1 protein-coding gene is annotated in these 24,502 nt (G+C 58.6%); it reads right to left on the minus strand.

Annotation, left to right across the window (positions count from 1 at the left end; all coding sequences use genetic code 11):
• The gene (locus PSV43_RS16015) at nt 1-24,483 is read right to left on the minus strand and encodes an autotransporter-associated beta strand repeat-containing protein (protein ID WP_300199437.1); all 24,483 of its coding nucleotides are present in this window, start codon (nt 24,481-24,483) and stop codon (nt 1-3) included.
• Nucleotides 24,484-24,502: the final 19 nt, after the last annotated feature.

Here is a 24,502-nt window from a genome sequence, read left to right on the forward strand (position 1 = left end):
TCAAATGGAAGAGCGGCGGCGGCGCAAGAAGAGGCCCAGAAGACCAAACAGCAGTAGCAGCGCCCGGCTCGGTTCCGGAACGACCACCAGAATACCGTTGGTCTCGAACAATGCGGTGTTCCAGACCAGACCGGACCCGAGTGTAGGCAGGACCAAGTCGCCCATGAGACCGCCATCGCGATAGGTGTCGCCAAAACTGTAGGTGCCCTGACTCAGGGAGGCCCAGTCGATGAGATCGAAGACATCCCCGTGCGCGATGCTGTAGGAATCTGGATTGGTGATGCTGATCTGGCCATTCGCAGTCAAATTCAAGGTGCCGGAAATGTTCAGGCGGTCATGGATGCCGGCGCCAGCCTCCCAATTGGTGATGTGGTTGTCGGAATTGTCCGTGAGCCAGGTATCAAACGAGCCATTCCCAAGGCGTGTGATGAACTCAACACTGGCGTTGGCATCTGCGGCTAAGGCGCTGCCGAGCTGCATTTCGAGTCGCGTACCACCTGCGGCGAGGGTGAGATCCCCTGTGACAGTGAGCGTGCCCACTTGATTGCCAGCGTTGGCCAGCAAGCCACCCGTACTATCGCCGGGTTTGAGGACGCCGACTGCATTGATGTCTCCTACATTGCTGCCAATGGTGAGATTCCCAAGAATGGCGCCCGAGCCGCTGACTGTAGCGTCAGTGGTATAGCCGCCGGTCGGAGTGCCAAAGGTCGCACCACTGTCCACACGAATGAAGGTGGTGTCGTCAATGGAGCCACCCGTTCCAAGGCTCAGATTGCCAGCTGTGACTGCAGTAGTGCCATGGTAGGTGTTGGTGCCAGTAAGCGTGACAGTGCCGGCACCGGTCTTCTCAATGGAGAGCGTGTCGTTGGCCGAATCGGCCTCAGCAATGACTCCAGAGAAGGTAATGCCGGTGCCCGTGCCATTGGTGGCAGAGGTCAGAGTGACCGTCTGGGTTTCGATGCCAGTGGCACCCGACTGGAGATTCTGCAGCACCATGTTGCCGCTGAAGGTGGAAGCACCGGTGGTCAGGCTTGCCGCCCCACCAATGGTGACACTTCCGGTGCCAGCCGTCGCATTGACATCCATGGCATTGGCGAGATTCAAGCCACCCGTGTTGATCAGCAGGGCCACGTTATTAGCAGCCGCTTCTTCATGGAAGCGGATCGGGTCGGCGACCGGCAGGCAGCATTGCTCCACATCCGGCTCCATCATGAAGAAGGATTTTGTGGCTGAGGTTCCGTTGGTGACCGTGAACTGTGTGCCGTATTTCATTTCAACCGGTGCATCGAATTCAACATTCCGAACGAGATCCATCGTGCCACCGGCGACGCTGACGATGGTGTAGATGCCATTGGCGCCAGGATTGGCCTCCTCATCCTTGACCAAAATGGTCTTGCCGACATCGCCCACTCCGTAGGTATTTCCGTCCACGGTGGAGGAAACGCCGCTGAAGGCACCTGACTGCGAACCGCCACCGGTTGGATTAAAGGTGCCCCCACCAAGAGTGAGGCTGACGGTGGTGGCACGATCAACGACCGTGGCCATCACAGTGCGGATGTCACCGAGTTCGACATGCTTGACTCCAAGAGCGCTGCTGCTGCCGACTTCCACGATGCCGGAACGGATGATGGTGCCACCATCAATGGCGACGCCTGCAATGCCCGTAACCCCTGCACCATAACTGTTGCCTCCATTAAGAACGACGGTACCGCTGTTCAAGACAGTGATACGGCCTGCGCCACTGACGGTTCCGCCAAGGCCCAACTGCTGGCCTGCTGCGGCACCGGCAAAGATGTCTCGATTGAGCGTCACAGACCCCGTGATGGCGGAATTTGCTGCCGTGGAAGCCTGGATGACGCTGACACCATTGGAGTTCGTGTTATTGACAATGACGTTATTTGTCAGCGTCGTTCCCTGGAGATCAAGCACGGTGCGATCATCCGCGCCGGTCACACCGACAATGCCGAGGGTAACATCACCACTGCCGAGCTGGCCGTTGTTTGAAACCGTGAGCTGGCCATTGGCGATCTCGGTGGTCCAGGTCTGCGACGAGTTATCTACGGTGGAGAGTGTCTGCGAGCCGTTGGTGTTGACGCGGAAGATGCCGCTGCCGGTGATGCTGCCCGCATACACAGCACCGAAGCTGTTATCTCCTCCCACCGTCAAGACGTTCGATCCCAATATCACAGAAGCATTTGCCTGAACGGCCCCAGTGCTGGCAAGAGAGCCAATGAACTGATTGAAGCCGCCGAGATTAAGCGTGCCGAAGAGAGCGTCCCCCGTGATGATCTGACGGGATTTGGAAGAGAATGCATTTTCCATGCCTCCCGTCAGCTCCCCCGAAATGACATTCGTGTCGCCGGAATAATCAGAGCCGGCGGCATTCAATTTCACAGTGCCTGCATCGGCCAAAGTCAGCGCACCGGCACCTGTAAGGACCGAAGCAACCGAGAAAGTCTTTCCAGCGGCGACGGCGATCACTCCACCAGGAGCGTCCAGCGTCACTCCCGTTGTTGCATCAAGCGTGGTGTCATCGGTCACCTCCAGAGTGCCACCCACGAAACGCAGAGCGTCGGCGCGGAAAGTCAGGGAAACGTAACCAAGACTGGAAGCCTGGGCGATGGAAAGCGTGCCGTCTTCGAAAACGGTGCCGCCACGGTAACTGTTGACAGCGGCAAGGGTGAGCTTGCCCGCCCCCTTCTTGCGAAGGGTCACATTGCCGTTTAACTGACCACCGTAGGTCGTGTCAGCAGCCTGATTGACGGTCAGCGTGTTGTTGTCAAAGGCACCATTGTTGACGGAACCACCATCTCCATCCAATCCGGCCACTTCCTGGTTGTAGCCGTTGAGGTCAAACATACCAATGAACTTGGTTGTGAGGGTGCCGTTGAGGGGCAGGACGTTGTTCGCACCGAGCTGCAGGATGCCGTTTTCGACACTGGTGCTGCCGTAGGTGTTGGCCGTGCCGGAGAGTTTGATGATGTCCTGGCCGGTTTTTGTCAGGTTGTAATTCCCGGTGATGTTGCCGTCGATCTGCAGGTATGAACCGCGCAGGCCAATATCATTCGGATTCAAGTTCAACGTCGTGTTGAGCTTGCCCATGTCGTAATAGAGTGAGTTCTGGCCGCTCGAAATGCCGGAAGGATAGTTCTGTCCGAGGTAGGAGTCGGCGCTCAGGTTGATGGTCACGCCGCTGTGGATGGTCTGGATGATGGCCACTTCGTCGTAGTCCAGCGGCATGTAGCCCATGAGGGAGCCCCCGGTGAGGGTGATGGTGCGTGTGCCAGTGAGGTCGGCGAACACCTGCAGGTTCACGCCAGTGGCCATGGTATAATCACCCGAGCCACGCGCATCGCTGACGGCCCAGCGCTCGATCGAACCCCATGTCTGAGACAAGTTCGCCGTCGGTGCCCAATTGGAAACGGCGATTTCGAGTGCGCCAGTGGAACTGATCACGGCATTGACCGTGTCATTACCAAAGGCTCCGTTGCTGGTCACACGCGCACCACCTTCTGAAATGGTGAAAGTGCGCCCGCCAGTGAAGCTGCCGGTGTTGTCACCGAGAATGAGCATGCCGTCCCCCACCTTGCGGAAGTCATACAAGCCTTGGTTGCTCAAGCCGCCCACGCCCGTGCCGGAACCGAGTTGCAATCCCGTGGTGGAACCGGGGCCGTAGCTGCCTGCCTCAACCCACAATTGGTAATCGTCAAACAGTGTGACTGTGCCGGTGCGCGTGGTCTCACGTGCGTAGTCCACCTGAACGACCAGCAGGCCTTCCTGGCCAGCTCCCGGAGTGGTATTGGTGGTTCTGAGATCAATGTCAGCGATCTGAGTCAGCCGGTCATTGCCCATGCCGGTCATGTAGATACGACCGATGTCATAGCTGGTGATCTTGCCTGTCTGCCAGGTGAACAGATCCGGCGTTCCGGGATTGAAGTTGAACCGCACTTCCGAATAGAAGGACTGCAGGTAATTGTCGCCGTCGTTCATGTGACCGCCGCCCAGGATGATCTGGTTGGTGCCATCACCGACAGAGTCCGGAGTGAGGAACTGGATGCCACCGTCTTGAATGACCCAGTTGCCGTGGAACTGCGTTTGATCTCCGCGGATGCTTAGGAATGACAGACCCGACTTGGTCACCTGGCTGGCGTAAATCTTGCCGTTGATCTGAATGGTGCCGCTGGAGGACTGAATCAACGCCTCACCGTCACCGGCAGTGTTTGTATAGCCAAAATAGAGGTTGGCATTGATCGTCGGGGAGTTGTTGGCCGCATTGATCAGGCCCCCGCTGCGGATGATGATGTCGTTGGCGTTGCCATTGGTGCTCACGTTGATGTCACGGGAGACACGCAGCGCATAGATGTCCAGATTGGCCCCCAGAGTCGCCGGGTTGCCGGTAACGTCCAAGATGACGGTGCCGTCATTGGCATTCCCACCGGTAAAAATGGCGGCATCCAATGTGGCGGCTGCGGTACTGATGTAGTTCGCTGGAGCCCCACCTGTTGTGATCAACTGGAACCCGTTAGTGGTATCGTACTTCAGGAACTGGTGCTCACTGCGGTCGATGATCCATGGGGCGATCATGTTGTTGTTCATCAGCAGCGAGCCGCCGGACCAGGCGCTGACAATCAGACGCTCTGCATTGGTGGCACCCGCCACGCCGAGCAGACCGGCAGTATGACGGAGGGTCAGCGTGCCGCTGGTGCCAACGTCTCTGATGAGGTCGGCCAGTATCAATTCAGCGGAGAAAGTGCCGCGACGTACCACCGAGATGTCCGCACCCAGTGCTGCTGTCACGGCCCCAACGGTTTCCGAATACTGAACGGAACTAGCCACCGGGGCTGCGTCATCACCGTTGATTTCCAAGCTGCCACCGTTGAGAAAGATGGCATCGGTGTCGCTCCAGCGACCATCCAGATTGGTGCCGGTGTAGGGGGTGGCAAAGTCAAAGCGCAAGCGGGTGGAGGGATGCAGATTCCACACGTTGGAATTGGCCCCGCTCACACCAACGGCCGTGCCAGCAGCGCCCTCGATGTTCACCTGGCCAAAGACCTCCACCGCCCCAGTGCCGAGAGGGGTGCGAGTGCCGTTGTTCCCCCCCTGAAGGGAGAGAACGAAGCCGCGGTAGGTGTTGTCGGAGTTGCGCGTACGTGCCAGCAGAGTGCCACCGCTGTAGCTATTGTTTCCGTTGTTGTTAAAGGTGACCTGGCCATAAGCGTTAAGGTTCATGCCCGCGCCCAGCAGCATGGTGCGGGGGCCGTCGATGGAGTCGGAAAATTGTGAGGCACCTGCGGTGGCCGGGCCGACCGTGAGCGTAGCGGCCGCGCCGCCGAGACGGAACTCATTCCCACTGACGCCCCAAGGGGTCACGCTATTGGCCGTCAGGAAGCTACTGCCACTGCCGCCACCGAGGAACCAATTGCTAAAGACCCCGCCATCACGAGTGGCCATGAGGGGATCGACAGTCAGAGTCTGATTGTTCTCAAGGCTCAGAATACCGAAACCATTGCCTTGGATAAGTCCAGGAGCAGCGGCGGCAGCAGTGATCGAATTAAAGTTCGCAGCAGTGCGGACACCGATGACCGTCAGGGCGCTGTCGCTGGTGACCACCAAGGTCAGCCCGGTAGTGCCCAGATTGGCCGTATTCAGCATCGAGAGATAGGCGCCGGCATAGACACGCACCGCCCCGGTCCCCAGGGTGGTATTGGCCGCATTGAGCAGCGTGATGCCACTGAAGGTATCGAAACCACCACTGAAAGTGTGGGGAGCATTGTAACTGTCCAGAACCAGGGTGCCGTTGCCCATCTTGACGAAACGGCCGCGCCCCTCAACCTTTTCGCGAAGGTAGGTTGTGGTGTCCGTGCGGAGGGAGAGAACGTCGTTGATGACGAGTCCGGCCTCGATCACCAGTGAGTCCGAGCCATTCACAATGAGGAAGGGGGCGTTCGCGGTGATGATCTTCTGCCCGCCATTGTCGGTGCCGAAGTATTTGTTTGCCCCGACGGCACCGCCGTTGCGGTCGAGAGTGAGGAGGGTCAGGCCGTTGATGAAGAGCTTCTGGCCCGGGGTGACGAAGAAATCGTGGTCAAGAACCGCGCTGGCGAGACGGATGGTGCCGAAGTTTGAGATGAAGTCACCCGTGCCCGCCGCCAGGTTGGGAACAGTGCCTGTGCCTGTGCCCGTAATGCGGACTTCACCGCGAGCCAGCGTGATCTGGCTGCTCAATGATGAGGCATTGTCAGCATCAAGGCGCAAGACACCGTCCCCGCTCTTGATGATGCCCGCAGAACTGGTGACAGTGCCAACCAATTGAACCGTGCCTGCATTCACATAGAGGCCCACCTGGCCGGTGCCACCGATGGTGGTGGTGCCGGCTACAGTGAGGTTGTAACTGTTGTTGTTGATAAACTGCAGCAACGTACCTGACAGCGTATCGGTGCCCTCGATCGTCAGGGAGGAAATGGTGACGGTGCCACTGCCCGTACCGCTGGAACGGTTGGTGTCGATGCGTGCCAGCGGCACGTTCTGCGCGATGGTGACACTGTTGTTATAAGTACCGTTCGCGCTGGCAGTGCGGAAGGCCACGATCGGCATCTGCGAGCCGTTGTTGTTGTTCAAATGGTCGGCATGCAACGTGATGTTCGCAGTGCCGAAGGTGCCGACCGCATCACCAATGATCGTGCCACCGTTGACCTGCAGGTTGCCCGTGATGGCATTCGTGGTGTTGGTGAACTGTGTCGTGCTGGCCCCGGACCGTGTCAGGTTGTTCGCAGTCACCTTGCCCGACAGAACCAGAGTGTTGTCAAAGGAGAAGATGATGCCTTCCGCTGCGGTAGTGCCGTCACCGAAGTAGAGCGAGTTGCTGAAGGTAATGGCACCGTTGGTGAGGAGGCCGCCGCTATGAATATTGAGCTGACTGCCTGAGATGGTGGAATTGGTGGTAGTGCCGGTCACACGCAGGGCGTAGGTGTTGGACACAGCAGTGAGGGCGGCACTCCCTGCGACGTTGTAATACGCGATCGAAGTCGAGTTCAACCCTTGTAGGAAGGCAGCGCCGGTTCCCGTGGCGGTCCAAGGCGCATAAGCCATGCCGGTGACATCATTGTAATTGATGAAGGACAGGTTGGAACTGTTAAGAGCGGTCGTACTGATAGCTGGAGCCACAAACATCCAAGCATCCAACATTCCGTTGTGGGAGTTCGCGGCGAGCCAAGTCGGATCAGTGACGTAAACGCGCTGGCCTTGGAACTGATTGAGCCCAAACTCATCTGCATTCAGACGAATGGCCAATGTCGCCTGCCCGGAGCGGACGACGTTGCTTGTGCTCAAAACAATGCCCCCATTGGTGCTGTTGCGTTCCAAATAGAGACCTGCACCGCCTTTGACCGTGAGATCGCCAATCACTTCCGTGGTAAAATGCTGGGACGCGGCCACCATGTTCAGAGTGGCACCGTCCAAGGTCATCCCGGTGGTGTCACCCCACTTGTTGGAAATGGCGAGGTTGCTGTTGTTCAGCCGGCTGACGACGAACTGGTCATTCACGTCCAATGAGTAATCCAAGCGCAGCACAGCGCCCGGGAGAATGTTGACCGTGTTGATGTTGTTGAGACCGGACGCATCCGTGACGGTGGCCAGGCCACGCAGATTGAGGCGGCCATAAACATCGATCTTCGGAGAGACGAAGCTGCCAGTGAATTCCAGGTAGTTGCCGATGGAACCAAAGTCCGCCCCGCGATGGATCGTCGTGTTGCCAGTGTAGTCTTGATTGCCATAGGCGCGGATGATGGCTACGGTGCCCTGCGTCGTCACTAAGCCGGAAACCAGCGGGTTGCGGCCTACTTCGAGCGAAGCGCTGCCAGTGAGCACGTTGTCATTCACGATGCTCAGCGTCGCGCCGTTGGTGCCGGTGAAGTGATAGACGTTGTCCACCCCCGCTCCCAGCGTGTCCGCCATGTAAAACGTATTCCCGTAAGCGGAGATCCCCCATTTGCCGCTGCCCATGCGCGCCTCATCGAGCGCCTGGGTAAACAGGCCCGCATCCCCCATGCCCAATGCGAGAGAGCCATTCGTTGTCGAACGCAGGCTGTAGCTCGTCAACGGTGCATCCGTGCCGATGTCAATGCGACTGGTCCAGTTCTGCTCAGTGCCAAAAACCAGTACTTCCTGCCCCGCAGCCACGTTGCCCGGTGCATTCAATCGCAGGGCCACGCTGTTGCCTGTGGCAGCAAACCCCTGGTTCACCACGATGTCACCACTGCCCGCGTTTGCCGTGCTGCTCGGAACAAATGTCACCCCCGGATAGAGGATGTCATCGGTGCCTCGGCTGCCAAACAAAATCGTTCCGCCACTGAGCACAAGGCCACCGCTCCAAGTCGCGGAGTTGTCGCCGGAAATCGTCAGATCCGAGGCACCGATCTTGTTGATCGTATAACCCATGCCACCGTCTGAAATGCCACCCGCCAGCACCAGTTGCACGTCCGTCTGGATACGCGCATGATTGGTCAAGGTAGTCAGTCCGTCAAAGCGGGGGATGAAAGTGTTGCCGCCTGTAGTCAGGAAACGCTGCACGTCCAAGGTCAGCGTGCCAAAGGTCAGCAGCTTGCTGCTGGCAGCCTGGCCACCCACCGCCGGCCGGTTCACGATCAACTGGCTGTCACCGCCACGATGAATGACGTTATTGCCCACCAGAATGCGCTGGCTGTTGCCCGTGTTATCTCCAAGGGCGTACACTTCCCACTGGCCGCCTCGCAGCAGGATCGTCGTTGAGCTGGGAATCGCCGAAGCAAATCCGGTCGGAGTCGCCCATGACTGGTCGTTGGTCCAGCTCTGCACCCATCCCTGCGCAATGTCCAATGTCCCCAGCGAATTTGGTACCGCCGTATTCCAGTTGTCCAGAATCAGGCGCCCGCCGCCAATTTTTGTCAGCACCGAACCCACATCGCCAATGAGCTGTCCGGAGAACGTCTGACTGCTGCCTTCCCGACCCACGATCAATGTCGCAGTGCCCAAATTCAGCGTTCCCCCTGTGTTCTGCTCCGGACTCACCACACTGGTGCCTGCCAAGTTGCCAAACTCCTGGTTGTTGCCGTTCAGCAGCACCGTCGCTCCCGGCTGGATCGTCACAATCGACCCCGTCACCGCGTTCAGGTTCCCAAACGTCGGGATCACGTTGGCCGCCGTTAGGCTCAGCGTGCCCTCGTTCACCTGCACGTTCCCCTGGAACGTGTTCGCTCCGCTCAGCTCCAGCGTCCCCTGACCAAATTTCACCAGCACAGCCGGCGCTGCCACATTGGTGGTGCTCAGCGTGTTGTTCAGGTTGCTGCGGAAGTTCGTCAGCGGCGCGAGGATTGTCGAGACTGCGGCGTCGTCCACATACACATTCAACGCGTTGGTGCCAAAATTAATCACCCCCAAGCCAATGCTCGCTCCGTTGTTCAGGATCATCCCCGCCTGTCCCAGCGTGCTCGAATTGGCCGCTCCCAAGTTCAACGTGTTTCCTCCCAAATCGATGTTCGAATCGGTGCGGAACGCATACACACTGCGGTTGTCAGTCAGCATCCCGCCCGTGCCAGTCGCGTCAAACAACTGCGTTGATCCCGCAGCCAGGTCCAGATCTCCCGTGCCGCCATACGTCGCCGTGACGACATTGCCGCCGCTTATCGTCGCGTAGTTGCCCGCGTTGTTCGTGCCGATGCCCTGGATCACCGCCCAGGTGCCAAGGGTGCCGTTGAGCACTGCGGGACTTGCCGTGAAGCTGAGCTTTTCATTCCCAGCCAAGCCAATGTCGGTGGTGATCCCCTTGATGGTAAATGTCGCGTTGTTGCTGCGGGCCAGCGAGCCGAAACCTAGCGTGGTGCTGGTCCCCCCGGTGTTGTCCACAATGAGGGCTGCATTGCCGGTGTTGATGGTCAGCGCCCCCGTGCTTGAGGTGGTGTTGACTGCGCCCGTGGTGTTGTTCAACCGCAGCGTGCCGTTGGCCACATTGAAAGCGTTGTTGGTGCCAAAGGGGTTGCCGCCCGTTTTAGCGTAACCGACCAAGGTTCCCTGGCTGACCGTCACACCGCCGGTGAAGGTGTTGCCCGTGCCAGGATTGAGTATCACCGTGCCGGTGCCCACCTTGTTGATGCCGCCGGCACCGCTGATGGTGCCGCTGAAGGTGACATCCCCGCCGCTGACAGCCGCGAGGTTCAGCCCGCGTGCGGAGAGATTGAGGTTGCCGCTGAAGAGCTTGTCTCCGGCGTCCAGACCACCGATGGTCTGCGTGCCGCCCGTGGCAGAGTTGATGATGTTACGCGACAGCGTGCGTCCTTCACCGCTCAACAGCAGTTGCGAGAAGGCGTTGTTGATACGGAAGGTCACGGCATTGGAAGACGTGCCAAGCGCGTTGTCATTCCCCAGCACCAGATAGCCGTTGGAAATGTAGGTGTCGCCGGCATAGGTGTTGTTGCCGCTGAGCCAGAGGGTACCCTGCTCCTGTTTGTTGAGGTCATTGGCCACAACTCCGGACACCACACCGCTGATCGTCAACAAGGCGCCGCGAGTGCGCATGTTGATGTCACGATTGAGCACGACTGAGTCGGTGATCTCCAACTGATAGCCGTTGTAGCCGTCAAAGTAGATCGAGCTGCTAACTGCGGAGTCCAGGCCGAAGGTGCCACCGTGGCCGATGATCAATGTCGGAATCTTCACCAACTGATTTTCCGAGCCGGGTCCGGTCGCCCCCACCACGATCACTCGTGTGCTGTTGTCATTGCCACCCGTGGTGTTGATGACGTTGTTAAAGACAAACGGTCCGGTGCCGTTCAAGCGGAATTCAAGATCGGAACGACGATCATTGTTCGTGCTCATGTTGATCGTGCTGCCGGCATCACCGGCGGCACCAGTGTTGCTGAGCACCAACCGCCCCTGCAGGACGTTGGTGATGCCGTCATAAGTGTTGTCGCTGTTCAGAATGAGCACGCCACCCTGGCGCTTATGGAGATTGACCGCCGCTGGACCCGTCTGGCTGATGACACCATTGACGGTGAGCACACCGGCCCCTGCCTGGAAACTATTATCAACTCCGACATCCAGATACTGTTCAATGACAGCATTGGTGTTGTTATTGAGCGTGATGTTGTTGACCACCAAGTTGGTGAAGATGGTGCCTATGGTAGCGACCGTCAGCACACGGCTGGCGTCGTAGAGGGCGATGTCATTGATCTGAACGGTGCTGTAGGCCCCGCCTGTGAGCGGAGAGGTGCGAATGATGCTGTTGCCACCCACCACCAACAGATTGCGTGCCGCATACTGGGTGTCCGTCTGGCCGTAGGCGCCTTTCGCCAAGTCCAGGCGAAGTTCACCACCCATGAGGTAAATGGAGTTGTCGCCCGTGCTGAGAGCAGCATTGGTACCGACCTGCAACACACCGCCGGACCCCACCGTGACGCTGCCGCTGTAATTCTGTGCTTGTGGAAGGTAAACGATGCCGCCGAGGTTGCTGCGGCTGTTGTTGTCCGGAGAACCAATGATCAACGGTACATTTCCGGTGAGAACGTTGGCGTTTTTGATGGTGATGGTGCCACCGCCCGCTCCAAGACGCAGAGCGCCATTGGTGGCAGAGAAAGCACTGCCAGTGAAAACGCCGTTTCCGGTATTGGCACCCAGCCAGACCTGGGTGTTGGGCGAGAGGGCGGCGATTTCAGCCGCCACATCCGTGGAGAAGCTCATGTTGCCGCTCAAATGAATGGCCATGCGCCCTGCCAGTCCGGGCAGGAAACTGTTGAGGTAGATGTTGTTGCCGCCAAGAGCCGCACCCTGACTGTCTTCCAGACTCAGAAAGTTAATACCACTGCCATCGCCGTAAGCTGCACCAAAACCGATGGCAACAGCGCTGTTCAAGTCTCCCAGAGGAGCCAGTCCTAGAGTGATGCGCTGATTGTCGCCGATGCTGGAAGGAGCATTCAGGGTCAGGGCACCTGTCGTGCCGTAGGCACCGCTGACGAGGACATCATTTCCTGCCACGTTGGCACCCAAAACGCCGTCGCCACGAACGATAAGAGTACCGCCGGTCACCACGGTACCGCCCGTGTAATTGTTGGTGGCATTGGTCAGGATCGTGGTGCCGTTGCCGAGTTTCAGCAGCGCACCGCTGCCGGTGATCTGGCCAGTGAATAAGCCGTAGTTGGCACTGCCAAGCTGCGCGTCATTGACGAGGGTGATGGTGCCGGTGGCAACGGCATTGTCGAGGCGCATGCCGCCAAGTCCCGCACCCTGCGTTGTGGCGGCGCTGGAAAGGAAGAAATCATTGGTGAGGATGGTGTCCTGGGCGAAGACCTGCCCGCCATCCTTGATGGTGACAGCCCCGGTGCCGAAGGGACTGACATTGTTGCGCACATACACCTGACCGAGATCAATCACGGTGCCGCCGGTGTAGGTGTTGATGCCGTTGACTTCTTTTTTGCCCCAGCCGGAGTAGGTCACCGAAACAGCACCCGAACCGTTGTCCACGATGGCGGCATTGATGGTGAGCACCTGGGTGCTGTTGGCATTGGGAGTGGAGTTGGTGAAAATCAACTCACCCGCCGTGTTATCCGCGCCGCCTGCTGTGATGCTGCCAGTGGCGGAGGCCAGGTAGGTGTTCCCGGTATTACCGACATAAGTCGTGGCGGTGGCAACGCCGATGGGGCTGCCGATGTAAAGATTGCCTGCCCCGCTGGCCAGCAAAACACCCCCGACAGCACCCAAACGCAAGGTGTTGCCGCCGCCAATGTTCAAGATGGAGTTGGCGGTGCTCGTGGCCCTGACGAGCACCGTATTGATGTCCGTGGTTCCGGCCGAGAGATTCGTCGTGGTCGCCGTGGCACCTGCATTGATGCGGACGTTGTTCAGGGCATTGTTGGCCAGGGTGGTTCCTGTGCTGGTGATGTCAGTGTAGGCAGTATAGGCGACAACATTGCCCCCAGAGATGGTGGCCCAGTCAACGCCTGCGCCCGCTGTAGCCGGGGCACTGATGGTAGCCCAAGCCCCCATAATGCCATTGGTGAGCGTGTAACTGCCAGATACCGCGCCTGCTGCAGGCAGAGCAATATCAAGAGTGCCGCCGACATTGCGGGTGATGGCTCCAAGAGCAAGGCTCAACGAAGTGGCGGTGCCCTGATTCATGTAGATGAAGGACGATCCCTGATCCACCAACGTGCTGGCAAAGGTCTGGCTGTTTGCGGTGGCTGCCTTGCCATTCAACTGGAGCGTTCCACCGTTGGTTTGACTGACACCACCGAAGACCAGCGCCGAAGAACTTGAAATGAGGTTTGTGGCCGGGGCGGCTGCATTGGCGAAGTCGAGAATCAGTGCGTTGGCAGAATTACCGCTGCCAATGGGAGCTGAAACTGATCCCGTCAAGGTGGTGGCACCGGTGTAGGTCTGGGCGGCACCGATGGTCAAGGTGGAATTGGTGATCTTAGTCGGGTTGATCGTGCTGTTCTGGCCAAGTTTGGTCAGTCCGCCAGTACCGGAGAGCACTCCTGTGTAGGTGCTGCCGTTGCCAACGATTCGAAGGTTGATGGCACCCGCCGCATTGTCTTGAAGCACCATATTGGTGGAGCCCGTCAGCCCCCCGAGGGTGAAGTCACCACCCGCCGTGCTGGAAAACACCACATTGCCGCTGGAATTGAGCGTGCTGAACTGAAGCGCTTCACCATGGCCGAGAATCACACTGCCTGTTCCACCGATCGTGGTGGTACCGGTGATGGTATTCGCAACGGCCAGAGTGAGATCTCCAGCACCAGTCACGGTGAAATTGTCAAGGTAGCCACCGGAGATGGTGCCGTTCATCGTGACTCCCGCTGTGTTGGCGACATCGAGTGTGCCATTGCCTGTGAGCAGAATGTTTTTGTCAAAATTCAACGCTGTGGTGCCTGTCACCTGCAGAGTGGCGGCAAGATTCACCGCCGTAGCAGCTCCAAGGTTTGCCATGCTGCTTACGGTCAAGACGCCTTCATTCACGGAAACCGTTCCTGTAAAGGTGTTGGCAGCGGTGAGCGCCAGCGTGCCGCTGCCCAGCTTGACAATGCCGGCGGGCGCCATGCCATCAACGATGATCGCCGCAATCGTCAGGTCCAGCGAAGCCGCAGAAGAATCTTCGACCGTGAGGAACCGGGTCACTCCGCCCAAACTGAGGCCGCAATCCAACGAGCTGGCGGTGATCACCGCACCATTCGGATTGTTGTCTGCCATATAGGTGATGTTGCCACCCAGTGTCAGTAGATTATTGCCAGCATTGACCGTGGCGGTGGAGCCGGAGGGGCCGCCACCAAGGGCCAGACCACCCAGGCGCAGATCGAATCCGTTCAGATCCAGGGTGCCACCTGTGACGATCACATTGCCAGTGCCAAAGATGGAGATGTCGTCAGATCCCACTTTTAAGGTTCCTTCTGCCACAATCGTGGCACCCGTATAGGTGCTGGCACCTGTGAGGATGAGCGTGCCCGCACCTGTCTTCAGGACGGATTTACCACCGCTGATGATGCTGCCGTAGGTGAACTCATTGGAGCCAATGACGTCAAAGCCGATGCCACCGTAAGGGCTGAAATTTGCCGCAGCGATGGCGGTGTCAATGTCCGCCGTGCTCCATTCACCGGTGCCGCCAGCGCGGAAGGAAAGGAAGGCTCCGTTGGAGACATTGACCGCAGCAGGCGTAGGGAAACCAGGAAGCGAAGCCGTGGAGCCAAACACCAGTGCACCCTCAAGAATGTTGGTGACTCCCGTGTAGGAATTGATGCCTGTCAGAGCAACCAGTCCGCTGGTTGTTTTATTAATTGGCAAAGCTCCTGTCAAAGTGGCGCTGATGGTGCCCTCACGAAGATCATAGGAGGTGGCATTGAGCGAGCCATTGCTGATGATGCCACCGGCAAGGACGAGATCCCCGACGTTCTGTGTGGTGCCAGCCAGATCCAGTTCACCTTCCTGGACGTTTGTGCCGCCAGTGTAAGAATTGGAACCTGAAAGCCGGAGGACACCGCTGCTGGTCTTGGTCAGTGCGCCTGTGCCTGTAAGGTCAGCGCTCACCGTGCCGCTCTGGCCATCGTAGGCGCTGCCAGCAAGCGAGCCGTTCTCAATGGTGCCACCTGCAATGGTGACCGCACCGACTGTCTGACTGGTGCCGCCCAGATCAAGGGTGCCGCCGTTGGCGGTCAAAGCCGCATGGGTTCCGCTAAGAGTGGCCGCCGCGCCCAATGCCAGCTTACCCGCATTGACGATGGTTCCGCCACGGTTCGAATTGCCTGCAAGCAGCGTCAGGGTGCCTGCACCCGTCTTTGAGAGGGTCACATTGCCGTCCAAAGTGCCGCCATAGGTGGTGTCACCTGACTGGTTTACGGTGAGCGTGTTGTAATCAAAGGCACCGTTGTTAATGCTGCCTGCAGGGCCGCTGAGAGAGGCCACTTCCTGATTATAGCCGTTCAGGTCGAACTGGCCGGCGCTGCCGTTCATGACCAGCGCAGAACTCGTGTTCAGACTGTTGTTACGACCAATTTGAAGGATGCCATTTTTGACGGAGGTGGCACCTGTGTAGGTGTTGGCACCGTTGAGCAGAATCACATCCTGACCAAGCTTGGTCAGGCCAAAGTTCCCTGCTATGACACCATCAATCTGAAGGTAGGAACCGCGCAGGGCGAGATCATTTGGATTGCCGCCCATGATCGAGTTCTGCTTGCCCATGTCATAGATGACAGTTTCGCTGGCCGGGAACGGCTGCCCCAGGTAGGATTCGGACTGAAGATTGATGGTGACACCACTGCCTAGTGTGTGGATGACCGCGACGTGATCGTAATCCGAGGGCAGATAGCCCATGATGGAACCACCGTCCATATTGATGGTCTGGGTGCCGGTCTGGTTGCTGAAAATCTGCAGATGGACCCCTGCCCCCATGTCCACCGTGCCACTGCGCGCCCCATCCACAGCCCAGCGTTCGATGGAACCTGGACGCAGATCCAGCGTTGCCAACGGGCTGAAACCAGCCACGGCAATTTCCAACGCCCCGCCCTGGCTGATGACGGCGGTGGTACCGGCGGCACCAAAGGCACCATTGTCGCGGACACGCACGGCACCTTCATCGACATACCAGAAATGGTTGCCTGTGAAGGTGGTGGAATTGTCGCCCAAGCTCAGGACACCATCGCCGGCCTTGTAAACATCATACAGCCCCTGGTTGACGATCGAGCCAAACTGGACCCCGGTGGTGCTGCCAGTTCCATAACTGGTGGCGTCCACGTTGACGTTGTAGTTGTCAAACAGGGTGACTATGCCGGTGAAGAGAGTGCTGCGAGCGCCATCCACCTGGAAACGGATCAGGCCTGGCTGCAACGGATTGGGCGCTATCCCGGTAGTCTTCAGATCAATGTCGGGGATCAACTGGTTGCGATCCGCAGCAGTCACCGTGCGGATCAAGTTGCTATCCCAGGAGGTGATCTTGCCACCACCCCAGGTGAACAAGTCGGGAGTTGCGCTGTTATAGTTGTAGCGCAGTTCGGTGAACAGGATGGAGGCTCCGCCATCCTGACGGTCATCGTCATCACTCATCACAGAACCGTTCAAAATGATCTCGTTCGAGCCACTGCCGACAGAGTCCGGTGTGAGGAACTGAATGCCGCCTTCATTGATGACCCAGGTGCCGGAGAACTGCTTCTGATCGCTGTTGATGTTGAGGAAGCCGGAACCAAACTTGGTCACCTGACTGGCGTAGATTCTTCCATCGATTTGGCCGGTGCTTTGACGGGCAAAAATGAGCGCCTCACTGGCTCCTCCCGGACCAAAGTAAAGATCAGTGCTGATGAGCGGGCTGTTGGCCAGGAAAATGAGGCCGCCGCTTTCCACTGTGATCTGAGTGGCGTTTCCATCAGCGCTGCCATTGATGTTACGGTTCACACGCAGGGCATAAACGTTGAGATTCGCGCCAAGCGTCTGAGTACCTGTGGCGGCCCCCAGATCGAGGATTTCCGTGCCGTCATTGAGCGGCACCACGCTTGTGTCGAGGGTGGTGGTGGCGCCTGCGGGGTTGAGATAATTCGACGGTGATGAACCCTGGGTGATCAGTTGCAGGCCGTTGGTGCTGTCGTACTTGAGGAACTGATCCGCGTTGCGGTCAATGATCCACGGAGCAACCATATTGTTGGTCATTGGAATCGGAGTCACTCCAGTGACGATGATGTTTTCCGTATTCGCCGCGCCAGCAGCAGTAAGCGCACCCAACAAGCCCGTGTTGTGGTTGATTGTAAGAGTTCCGTTTGTGCCTCGAACCAGATCTGTCACCCCCAAAACAACGAAGCCGTTTGTTTCACGATCAAGTCGGATCTGGCTTCCCCCATTGATGGTCAAAACACCAATGTCTTCACGATTGGTACTCGTGGTGTTGGCAATGCCACGCAATTGGAGATGAGCCGAGTTCAAGGTCAACGCAGCCTGGTCGTCATAACGTCCTTCAGCAGTTGCATTCACGAAGGCCGTACGGTTGTCAAAAGTAATTCGGCTGCCGGCATGAGTGACAAGCGTGGTGTAGTTGTCTCCCGCCGCATTGACCAAACCACCGTTGGCCCCAGCAAAACGCAGATGCCCATAGATGTCCACCTGGCCGGTGCCCAGCGGTGTGCGGTAGGTGCTGGCGGTCGGGTTGCCGCCATCGACACGGATGGCGCCCTGAAACCAGCCGCCGCCGATGTCACGACCACGGGTGATGGTGGTGCCCCCGGTGTAGTCAGCGTCGAGGTTGTTGCCCAAGACGGCAACCGCGGCGTTGTATCCCGCCGCATGCCAGGCATCGGCCTTGCCGTAGAGAACCTTGTTGGCTCCGGTGAAGAGCATCGAACCGGCCGTTGAAGGAGAAAGGGTGAGGCCGGCAACACCGCTGATGCGGTAAGTATTTTCAGCCCCCGGCAGCAGCGATCCGGCATTGCCGTTGTAGGTGGCTCCGCCGATGACAGCCCCGAGACTCCAGTAGCCATCTTGAAAAGCAGACTGGTCGAACGGAGTGCTTACCGTGCCCGCACCGTCGAATGCCAGCATGCCGCCCGCCCCTGCACGGCTGGTATTGTTCGCATAGGGGAAGAGCGTATTCAAATTCGCCGTGGTAAACAAGGAGGCCTGAGAAATCGCCAATACTGTCGGGGTGGTGTAGCCGCTGCTAAAGTTAGCCACAGCTCCTCCGGCGATGTTGGTCAGGGAGTTTAAGGACAGCACCGATGTCGGGCCATTGATGACCGGTCCCGAGCCGAAGGTGAAGTTCGTGGCACTCTGGGTGACGCGGCTGTAGCCTTGCAGCGAGGTGAATCCGCCGGTCCAGTCAGTATTGGCCGCATTGTTATTGAACGTGATCAAATACGAATCCCCCCTGGTCAGGGTGCCGTTGCCACGGATGATGTTGTTGATAATCAGGTTCGCATCCGGGATACGGAAGAACGGCTGGTCAGTGATCACCAACTCGCTGTTGATACGCAGATGGTCACCGAAGGAGGCCGGGTCAAAAATGACCGTCGGGCTGTTTCGAGTGGTGAACTCAAGGCCTGCAGCACCGATGGTCGCACCACCGGAACCGCTGGCGGGGGTGCCACCATTGCGATCGTAAATGATCGTTGTGCGCCCGGCGATCGTGACGCTCTGGTCAAGGCTGTTGAAGAAGGTGGTGGTGGAGTTGGTCGTTCCCGGGTTTTGCGCCGCCAGCCGCAGCGTGCCATTATTCATGATGAGAGACCCCGTGCCCTCAGCCTGGGAGTCGCCACCGGCCACGTTCCCGGCAGTGAGCCGCAGCTCACCCGCGTTCACGGTGATGGTGCTGGAAAGCGTGGCGTCATTGCTGCCGTCGAGCCGCAGCACGCCGCCGCCCCACTTGGTGATGGCGGCACTGGAGGTGACAGCGCCAACGAGGCGCCAAGTATTGCCATTGACGTTGATGGCAATGGCACTGTTGCCACCGAGCAACGTGGTGCCCAGCACGTCCATATTGGAGTTGCTGTTGTACAAATTGAGCACAGTGCCCGCAGGGCCGGAGGTGCCCAGCACATTCAAATTTTGGATCTGTACCGTCGCCGTGGTGCTCGCTCCTGAGTAGCGTTCCGCATAAATCTCCGCCCTCGCCACATCCGCCGCAACGGTGACAGTCAGGCCAGAGTAGCTGGTGGTGGCGCTGTTATGGCGCAAGCGCAGGCTTGGCATCTGATTGCCATTATTGTTGTTCAAGTAATCGGCAGACAGGATGATCTCGCTGGCAGCGCTGAGTGCGCCGGTACCGTCAATGTACAACAGACCACCGTTCATCTGAATGGTGCCGCTGATGGCGTTGGCGGTATTGGTCAGCTGCAAGGATCCCGGCCCGCCGTAGGTCAGGTTGTTTGCGGTAACTACGCCACTAAGCACCAGCGCGGAGTCTGCCACATAGATGATACCTTCGGTCGGAGTCGTGCCATTCCCAAAGTAAAGCGGGGTGGAGGAGCTCAAGGTGACAGAGCCATTGGTGAGAAGGCCACCGCTCCAAAGGTTGATGCCGCCACCTGTCAGAGTGGAGGTGCCGGTGATGCGCATCGCATACGCATTGGCCACACCCGAAAGCGTGGTGTTCGCCGCCGCATTGTACCAGGCGATGGAGGTGCTGTTCAGCCCGGTGAAGAATGCGGCATTGCTCCCGGTCGCCGTATAAGCTGCATCCACAAAGCCGGTGTCGTTATTATAACTGAGGTAGCTCAAGCTGGTGGCATCATACATCCATGGTGCCACGATGCCGTTGGTGAGCACAGGTGCCCCCCCCGTCAGGAAAAACTTCGCAGACTGCAAATTAATGGATCCGAGTTCAGCAGCGGCGCTTGAGGGCCGCAGCCCCAACGTGGCCTGACCGATGCGCGTGATGCCGGAAGTCCTCAGCACGATCTGCCCATTGGTGCCGCTGCGCTCCAGGCCGATGCTCGCTCCGCCTTGGATCGTGATCTGGCCGACGGTTTCCTGATTCACCCTGCCACTGCTGTTGATCAGATTGAGGCCAGAGCCATTCAGCAGGAGGCCTTCGGTGTCGCTCCATTTGTTCTCATCAGTCTCAAGCCCCAGGTTGCTGTTATCGAGGCGGGAAATGATGAAATTGTCATTCACGTCCATGCTGTAATCCAGCCGCAGGTTGCCGCCGGGCATGAGGTTCACCACAGTGACCTGGTCCCCCGCATCATTCGTCACCCGGCCGTCCCCCCGCAGGGTCAGGCGGCCGTAAACATTGAAGGCAGAGGTGGCGCTGTTGCCCGTGATCTCCAGGATGGACCCAACGCTGCCGGTGTCCGCTTCACGATAAATGTTGGTGGCTCCGGTGTAAGTCTGGTCGCCGTAGAAACGGACGACAGCTTCGGTATAACCAGGGTTCTGCCCCGCCAGCGTATTGGAACGGCCGATGTCCACAGACGCAGTGCCAGAGAGCACCCCGGTGCCGGTGATGGCGAGAGTCGCGCCGTTGAAGCCGCCGAAACGATACACATTATCAACGCCCGCACCCAGTTCAGAAGCGGTGTAATAGGTATTGGTGACCGCACTGATGCCCCATTTGCCATTGCCAAGCTTCGACTGGTCAATGGCCGTGGTCCAATGGCCTTCACTGAGGTTTAATCCCAGACTGCCATTGGTGGTGGAACGGATGCTGTAATTGGTCAGCGCGGTGTCCGTTCCCAGGTCGATACGCAGGCTGTTGACTGTTTCATTGGCGAAGGTCTGCACCCGCTGGCCCTGCGCGGAAAGGATGTTGGAGGGGGCGTTCAGGCGCAGGGCGGAACTGCGATTGAGCACAATGTCTCCCGTGCCGGCGTTGGCGGTGACACTCGGAATAAAAGTGGTGCCGGCATAACGAATATCGTCCGTACCACGATTGGCGAAGAGTACATAGCCGTCCGTGATGACCATCCCGCCGTTCCAGGCGCTGTTGTCACCGCCGATTTCCAGATTGCTGCCGCCGCGCTTTTCGAGCGAGTAATTGCCGGTGATCGTTCCGGCCAGCAGCAGTGGGGCGTCGGTTTGGATTCGGCCATTGGCATTGAGTGTAATAGTACCGTCAAAGCGCGGATAGATGGCGTTGCCGCCCGTTACCAGCAGCAACTGCTTGTCCAAATCCAGATTGTTAAAGACGACCACCTTGTTAGCCGCACCGCCCTGCCAGCGGTTGGTGTTCAAAGTTGAATTTCCACCTTGGAGGATGACGTCGTAGCCCAAGTAGATGTTCTGGACGCTGCCGGTCTGATCTCCATTGATGAACGCTTCCCATGATCCCCCACGCAGGAGGATGGTGGTGTCGGACGTGACCGCCGAAGCAAAACCGGTGGGTGTCGCCCATGATTGATCATTGAGCCAGGTTTGCACAAATCCCTGCGCGACGTCCAATGTCCCGAGCGAATTTGGCGCTGCCGTATCCCAGTTGTTCAAGATCAGACGTCCGGCACCCACCTTGGTCAGCACCGAACTCACATCGCCAATGATCTGTCCGGAGAACGTCTGGTTGCTGCCTTCCCGACCCACGATCAACTTTGCACTGCCCAAATTCAGCGTTCCCGCCGTGCTCAAAACCGGACTCACCACGCTGGTGCCCGCGAGGTTGCCAAACTCCTGATTGAAGCCGTTCAGCAACACCGTCCCCCCCGGCTGGATCGTCACAATCGACCCCGTCACCGCGTTCAGGTTCCCAAACGTCGGGATCACGTTGGCCGCCGTTAGGCTCAGCGTGCCCTCGTTCACCTGCACGTTCCCCTGGAACGTGTTCGCTCCGCTCAGCTCCAGCGTCCCCTGACCAAATTTCACCAGCACAGCCGGCGCTGCCACATTGGTGGTGCTCAGCGTGTTGTTCAGGTTGCTGCGGAAGTTCGTCAGCGGCGCGAGGATTGTCGAGACTGCGGCGTCGTCCACATACACATTCAACGCGTTGGTGCCAAAATTAATCACCCCCAAGCCAATGCTCGCTCCGTTGTTCAGGATCATCCCCGCCTGTCCCAGCGTGCTCGAATTGGCCGCTCCCAAGTTCAACGTGTTTCCTCCCAAATCGATGTTCGAATCGGTGCGGAACGCATACACACTGCGGTTGTCAGTCAGCATCCCGCCCGTGCCAGTCGCGTCAAACAACTGCGTTGATCCCGCAGCCAGGTCCAGATCTCCCGTGCCGCCATACGTCGCCGTGACGACATTGCCGCCGCTTATCGTCGCGTAGTTGCCCGCGTTGTTCGTGCCGATGCCCTGGATCACCGCCCAGGTGCCAAGGGTGCCGTTGAGCACTGCGGGACTTGCCGTGAAGCTGAGCTTTTCATTCCCAGCCAAGCCAATGTCGGTGGTGATCCCCTTGATGGTAAATGTCGCGTTGTTGCTGCGGGCCAGCGAGCCGAAACCTAGCGTGGTGCTGGTCCCCCCGGTGTTGTCCACAATGAGGGCTGCATTGCCGGTGTTGATGGTCAGCGCCCCCGTGCTTGAGGTGGTGTTGACTGCGCCCGTGGTGTTGTTCAACCGCAGCGTGCCGTTGGCCACATTGAAAGCGTTGTTGGTGCCAAAGGGGTTGCCGCCCGTTTTAGCGTAACCGACCAAGGTTCCCTGGCTGACCGTCACACCGCCGGTGAAGGTGTTGCCCGTGCCAGGATTGAGTATCACCGTGCCGGTGCCCACCTTGTTGATGCCGCCGGCACCGCTGATGGTGCCGCTGAAGGTGACATCCCCGCCGCTGACAGCCGCGAGGTTCAGCCCGCGTGCGGAGATGTTGAGGTTGCCGCTGAAGAGCTTGTCTCCGGCGTCCAGACCACCGAGGGTCTGCGTGCTGCCGGTGGCTGTGTTGATGAAGTTGCGAGAGATCGTGCGTGTACCAGCAGCCAGAATCTGCGAAAAAGCGGTGCCACGGAAGGTAATGTCCGAGGAGGCATTGCCGAAGGCGTTGTCATTTCCCGCCACCAAGTAGCCGTTGGAGAGGGTGGTGGAGCCCTGATAGGTGTTGTTACCATTGAGCCACAGGGTGCCCTGCTCAGATTTTTCCAAGGCATTGGCGGCAGCCCCAGAAACCACGCCATCAAACGTCGTCAAAGCACCACGCGTGCGGAAAACAATGCTGCGGTTCAAAGTGACGGCACCGTTCACCGTGGTGCGGTAACCATTGTAACCATCAAACCACAGCGCGTTGCTGCCCGTGCCATCCGTCGTGAACGCACCCGCATGTCCAATGGTGAGCGAAGAAATCTGCACCTCTTGATTTTCTGAGCCGGGACCCGCAGCTCCCACAATGATGATTCGAGTGCTGGCGGTGTCCCCGCCGGAGGTGGTGACGGCATTGTCGAACAGAAACGGCCCCGTGCCATTGATTCGAAATTCAAGGCCTGAAGAACGAGAACCATTGGTGGCCATGTCGATGATGGATCCCGCATTGCCTGCCGCTCCGGTGTTGGTCAGCACCAGTCTTCCCTGCTCCAGTGTGGTCGTTCCATCATAGGTGTTGTCAGCATTCAGGATGAGCACACCCCCGTTGCGTTTGCGCAGGCTTTGCACTCCCGTGGCCTGATCGGCGATGACGCCATTCACTGTCAGCATGCCTGCCCCGGCCTGGTAGCTGTTGTCCACACCGACATCCAAGTACACCGTACGCGCGGCGTTGGGCATGACGATGGTGTTGACATGCACGTCCGTGAAGATCGTGCCCAGGTTGGAGACGACAAGCGCACGGTCCGCACCGATCTCAGGGAACTGAAACCGGTCGAAATTGACGACACTGTAGCTGCCACCGCTGAGGGCGGAAGTACGCAGAACGCCGTTGGCCCCCTGGATGTCGAGGATGCGGGCGGCGTACTGGTTTTCTGTGCCACCGTACAGACCATCGGCGATCTCCACGCGCAGTTCACCGCCGCGAAGATTGAGCACATTGTTGGCGGTGCTCAGCGCAGCGTCGCTGCCCACATGCAAAATGCCACTGTTGCCAATGGTCACGCTGCCGCTGTAATTTTGCGCCAGGGGGATGTAAACCACCCCACCGATGTTCGTGCGGGCCGTCTGATCTTCCGCGCCGATAAACAGCGGGAAGTTGCCGTTCAGCACATTGGCATTCGCAAGGGTGAGCGTACCACCCCCGGAGCCAAGCCGGAACGCCTCGAGGCCGCCGGTCTTGTTGCGGCCGGTGGTGCTGAGCGTCGTTCCTGTGAAAGTCCCATTGCCGGTGTCTGCGCCAAACCAGGCCTGCACGTCAGGAGCCACGGCGTTGATCAGACCTGGAAGATCCGCCTGGAAGTCATTGTTGCCGCTGATCTGGACGGCCACACGATTCTGGCGGCTGTTATCCGCCTGCTGGTTGGCAATAAAGATGCTGTAAGGCCCGGTCTGCACAATGCCGCCGCTGAGGGTCAGGCTGCTGAAGTTGATGTCGCTGCCCGTGCCATACCCCGCTCCGAAGGCGATGGCGGCGGGCGTGAGGTCATCACCATTCTGCAAAGCGATCATCTGATTGGAACCGACGTTTGCAGGACCGTCCAGTTTCAAACGCGAGCCCTGATTGATC

The organism is Prosthecobacter sp. (genome assembly GCF_029946185.1).
Taxonomy (GTDB): Bacteria; Verrucomicrobiota; Verrucomicrobiia; order Verrucomicrobiales; family Verrucomicrobiaceae; genus Prosthecobacter.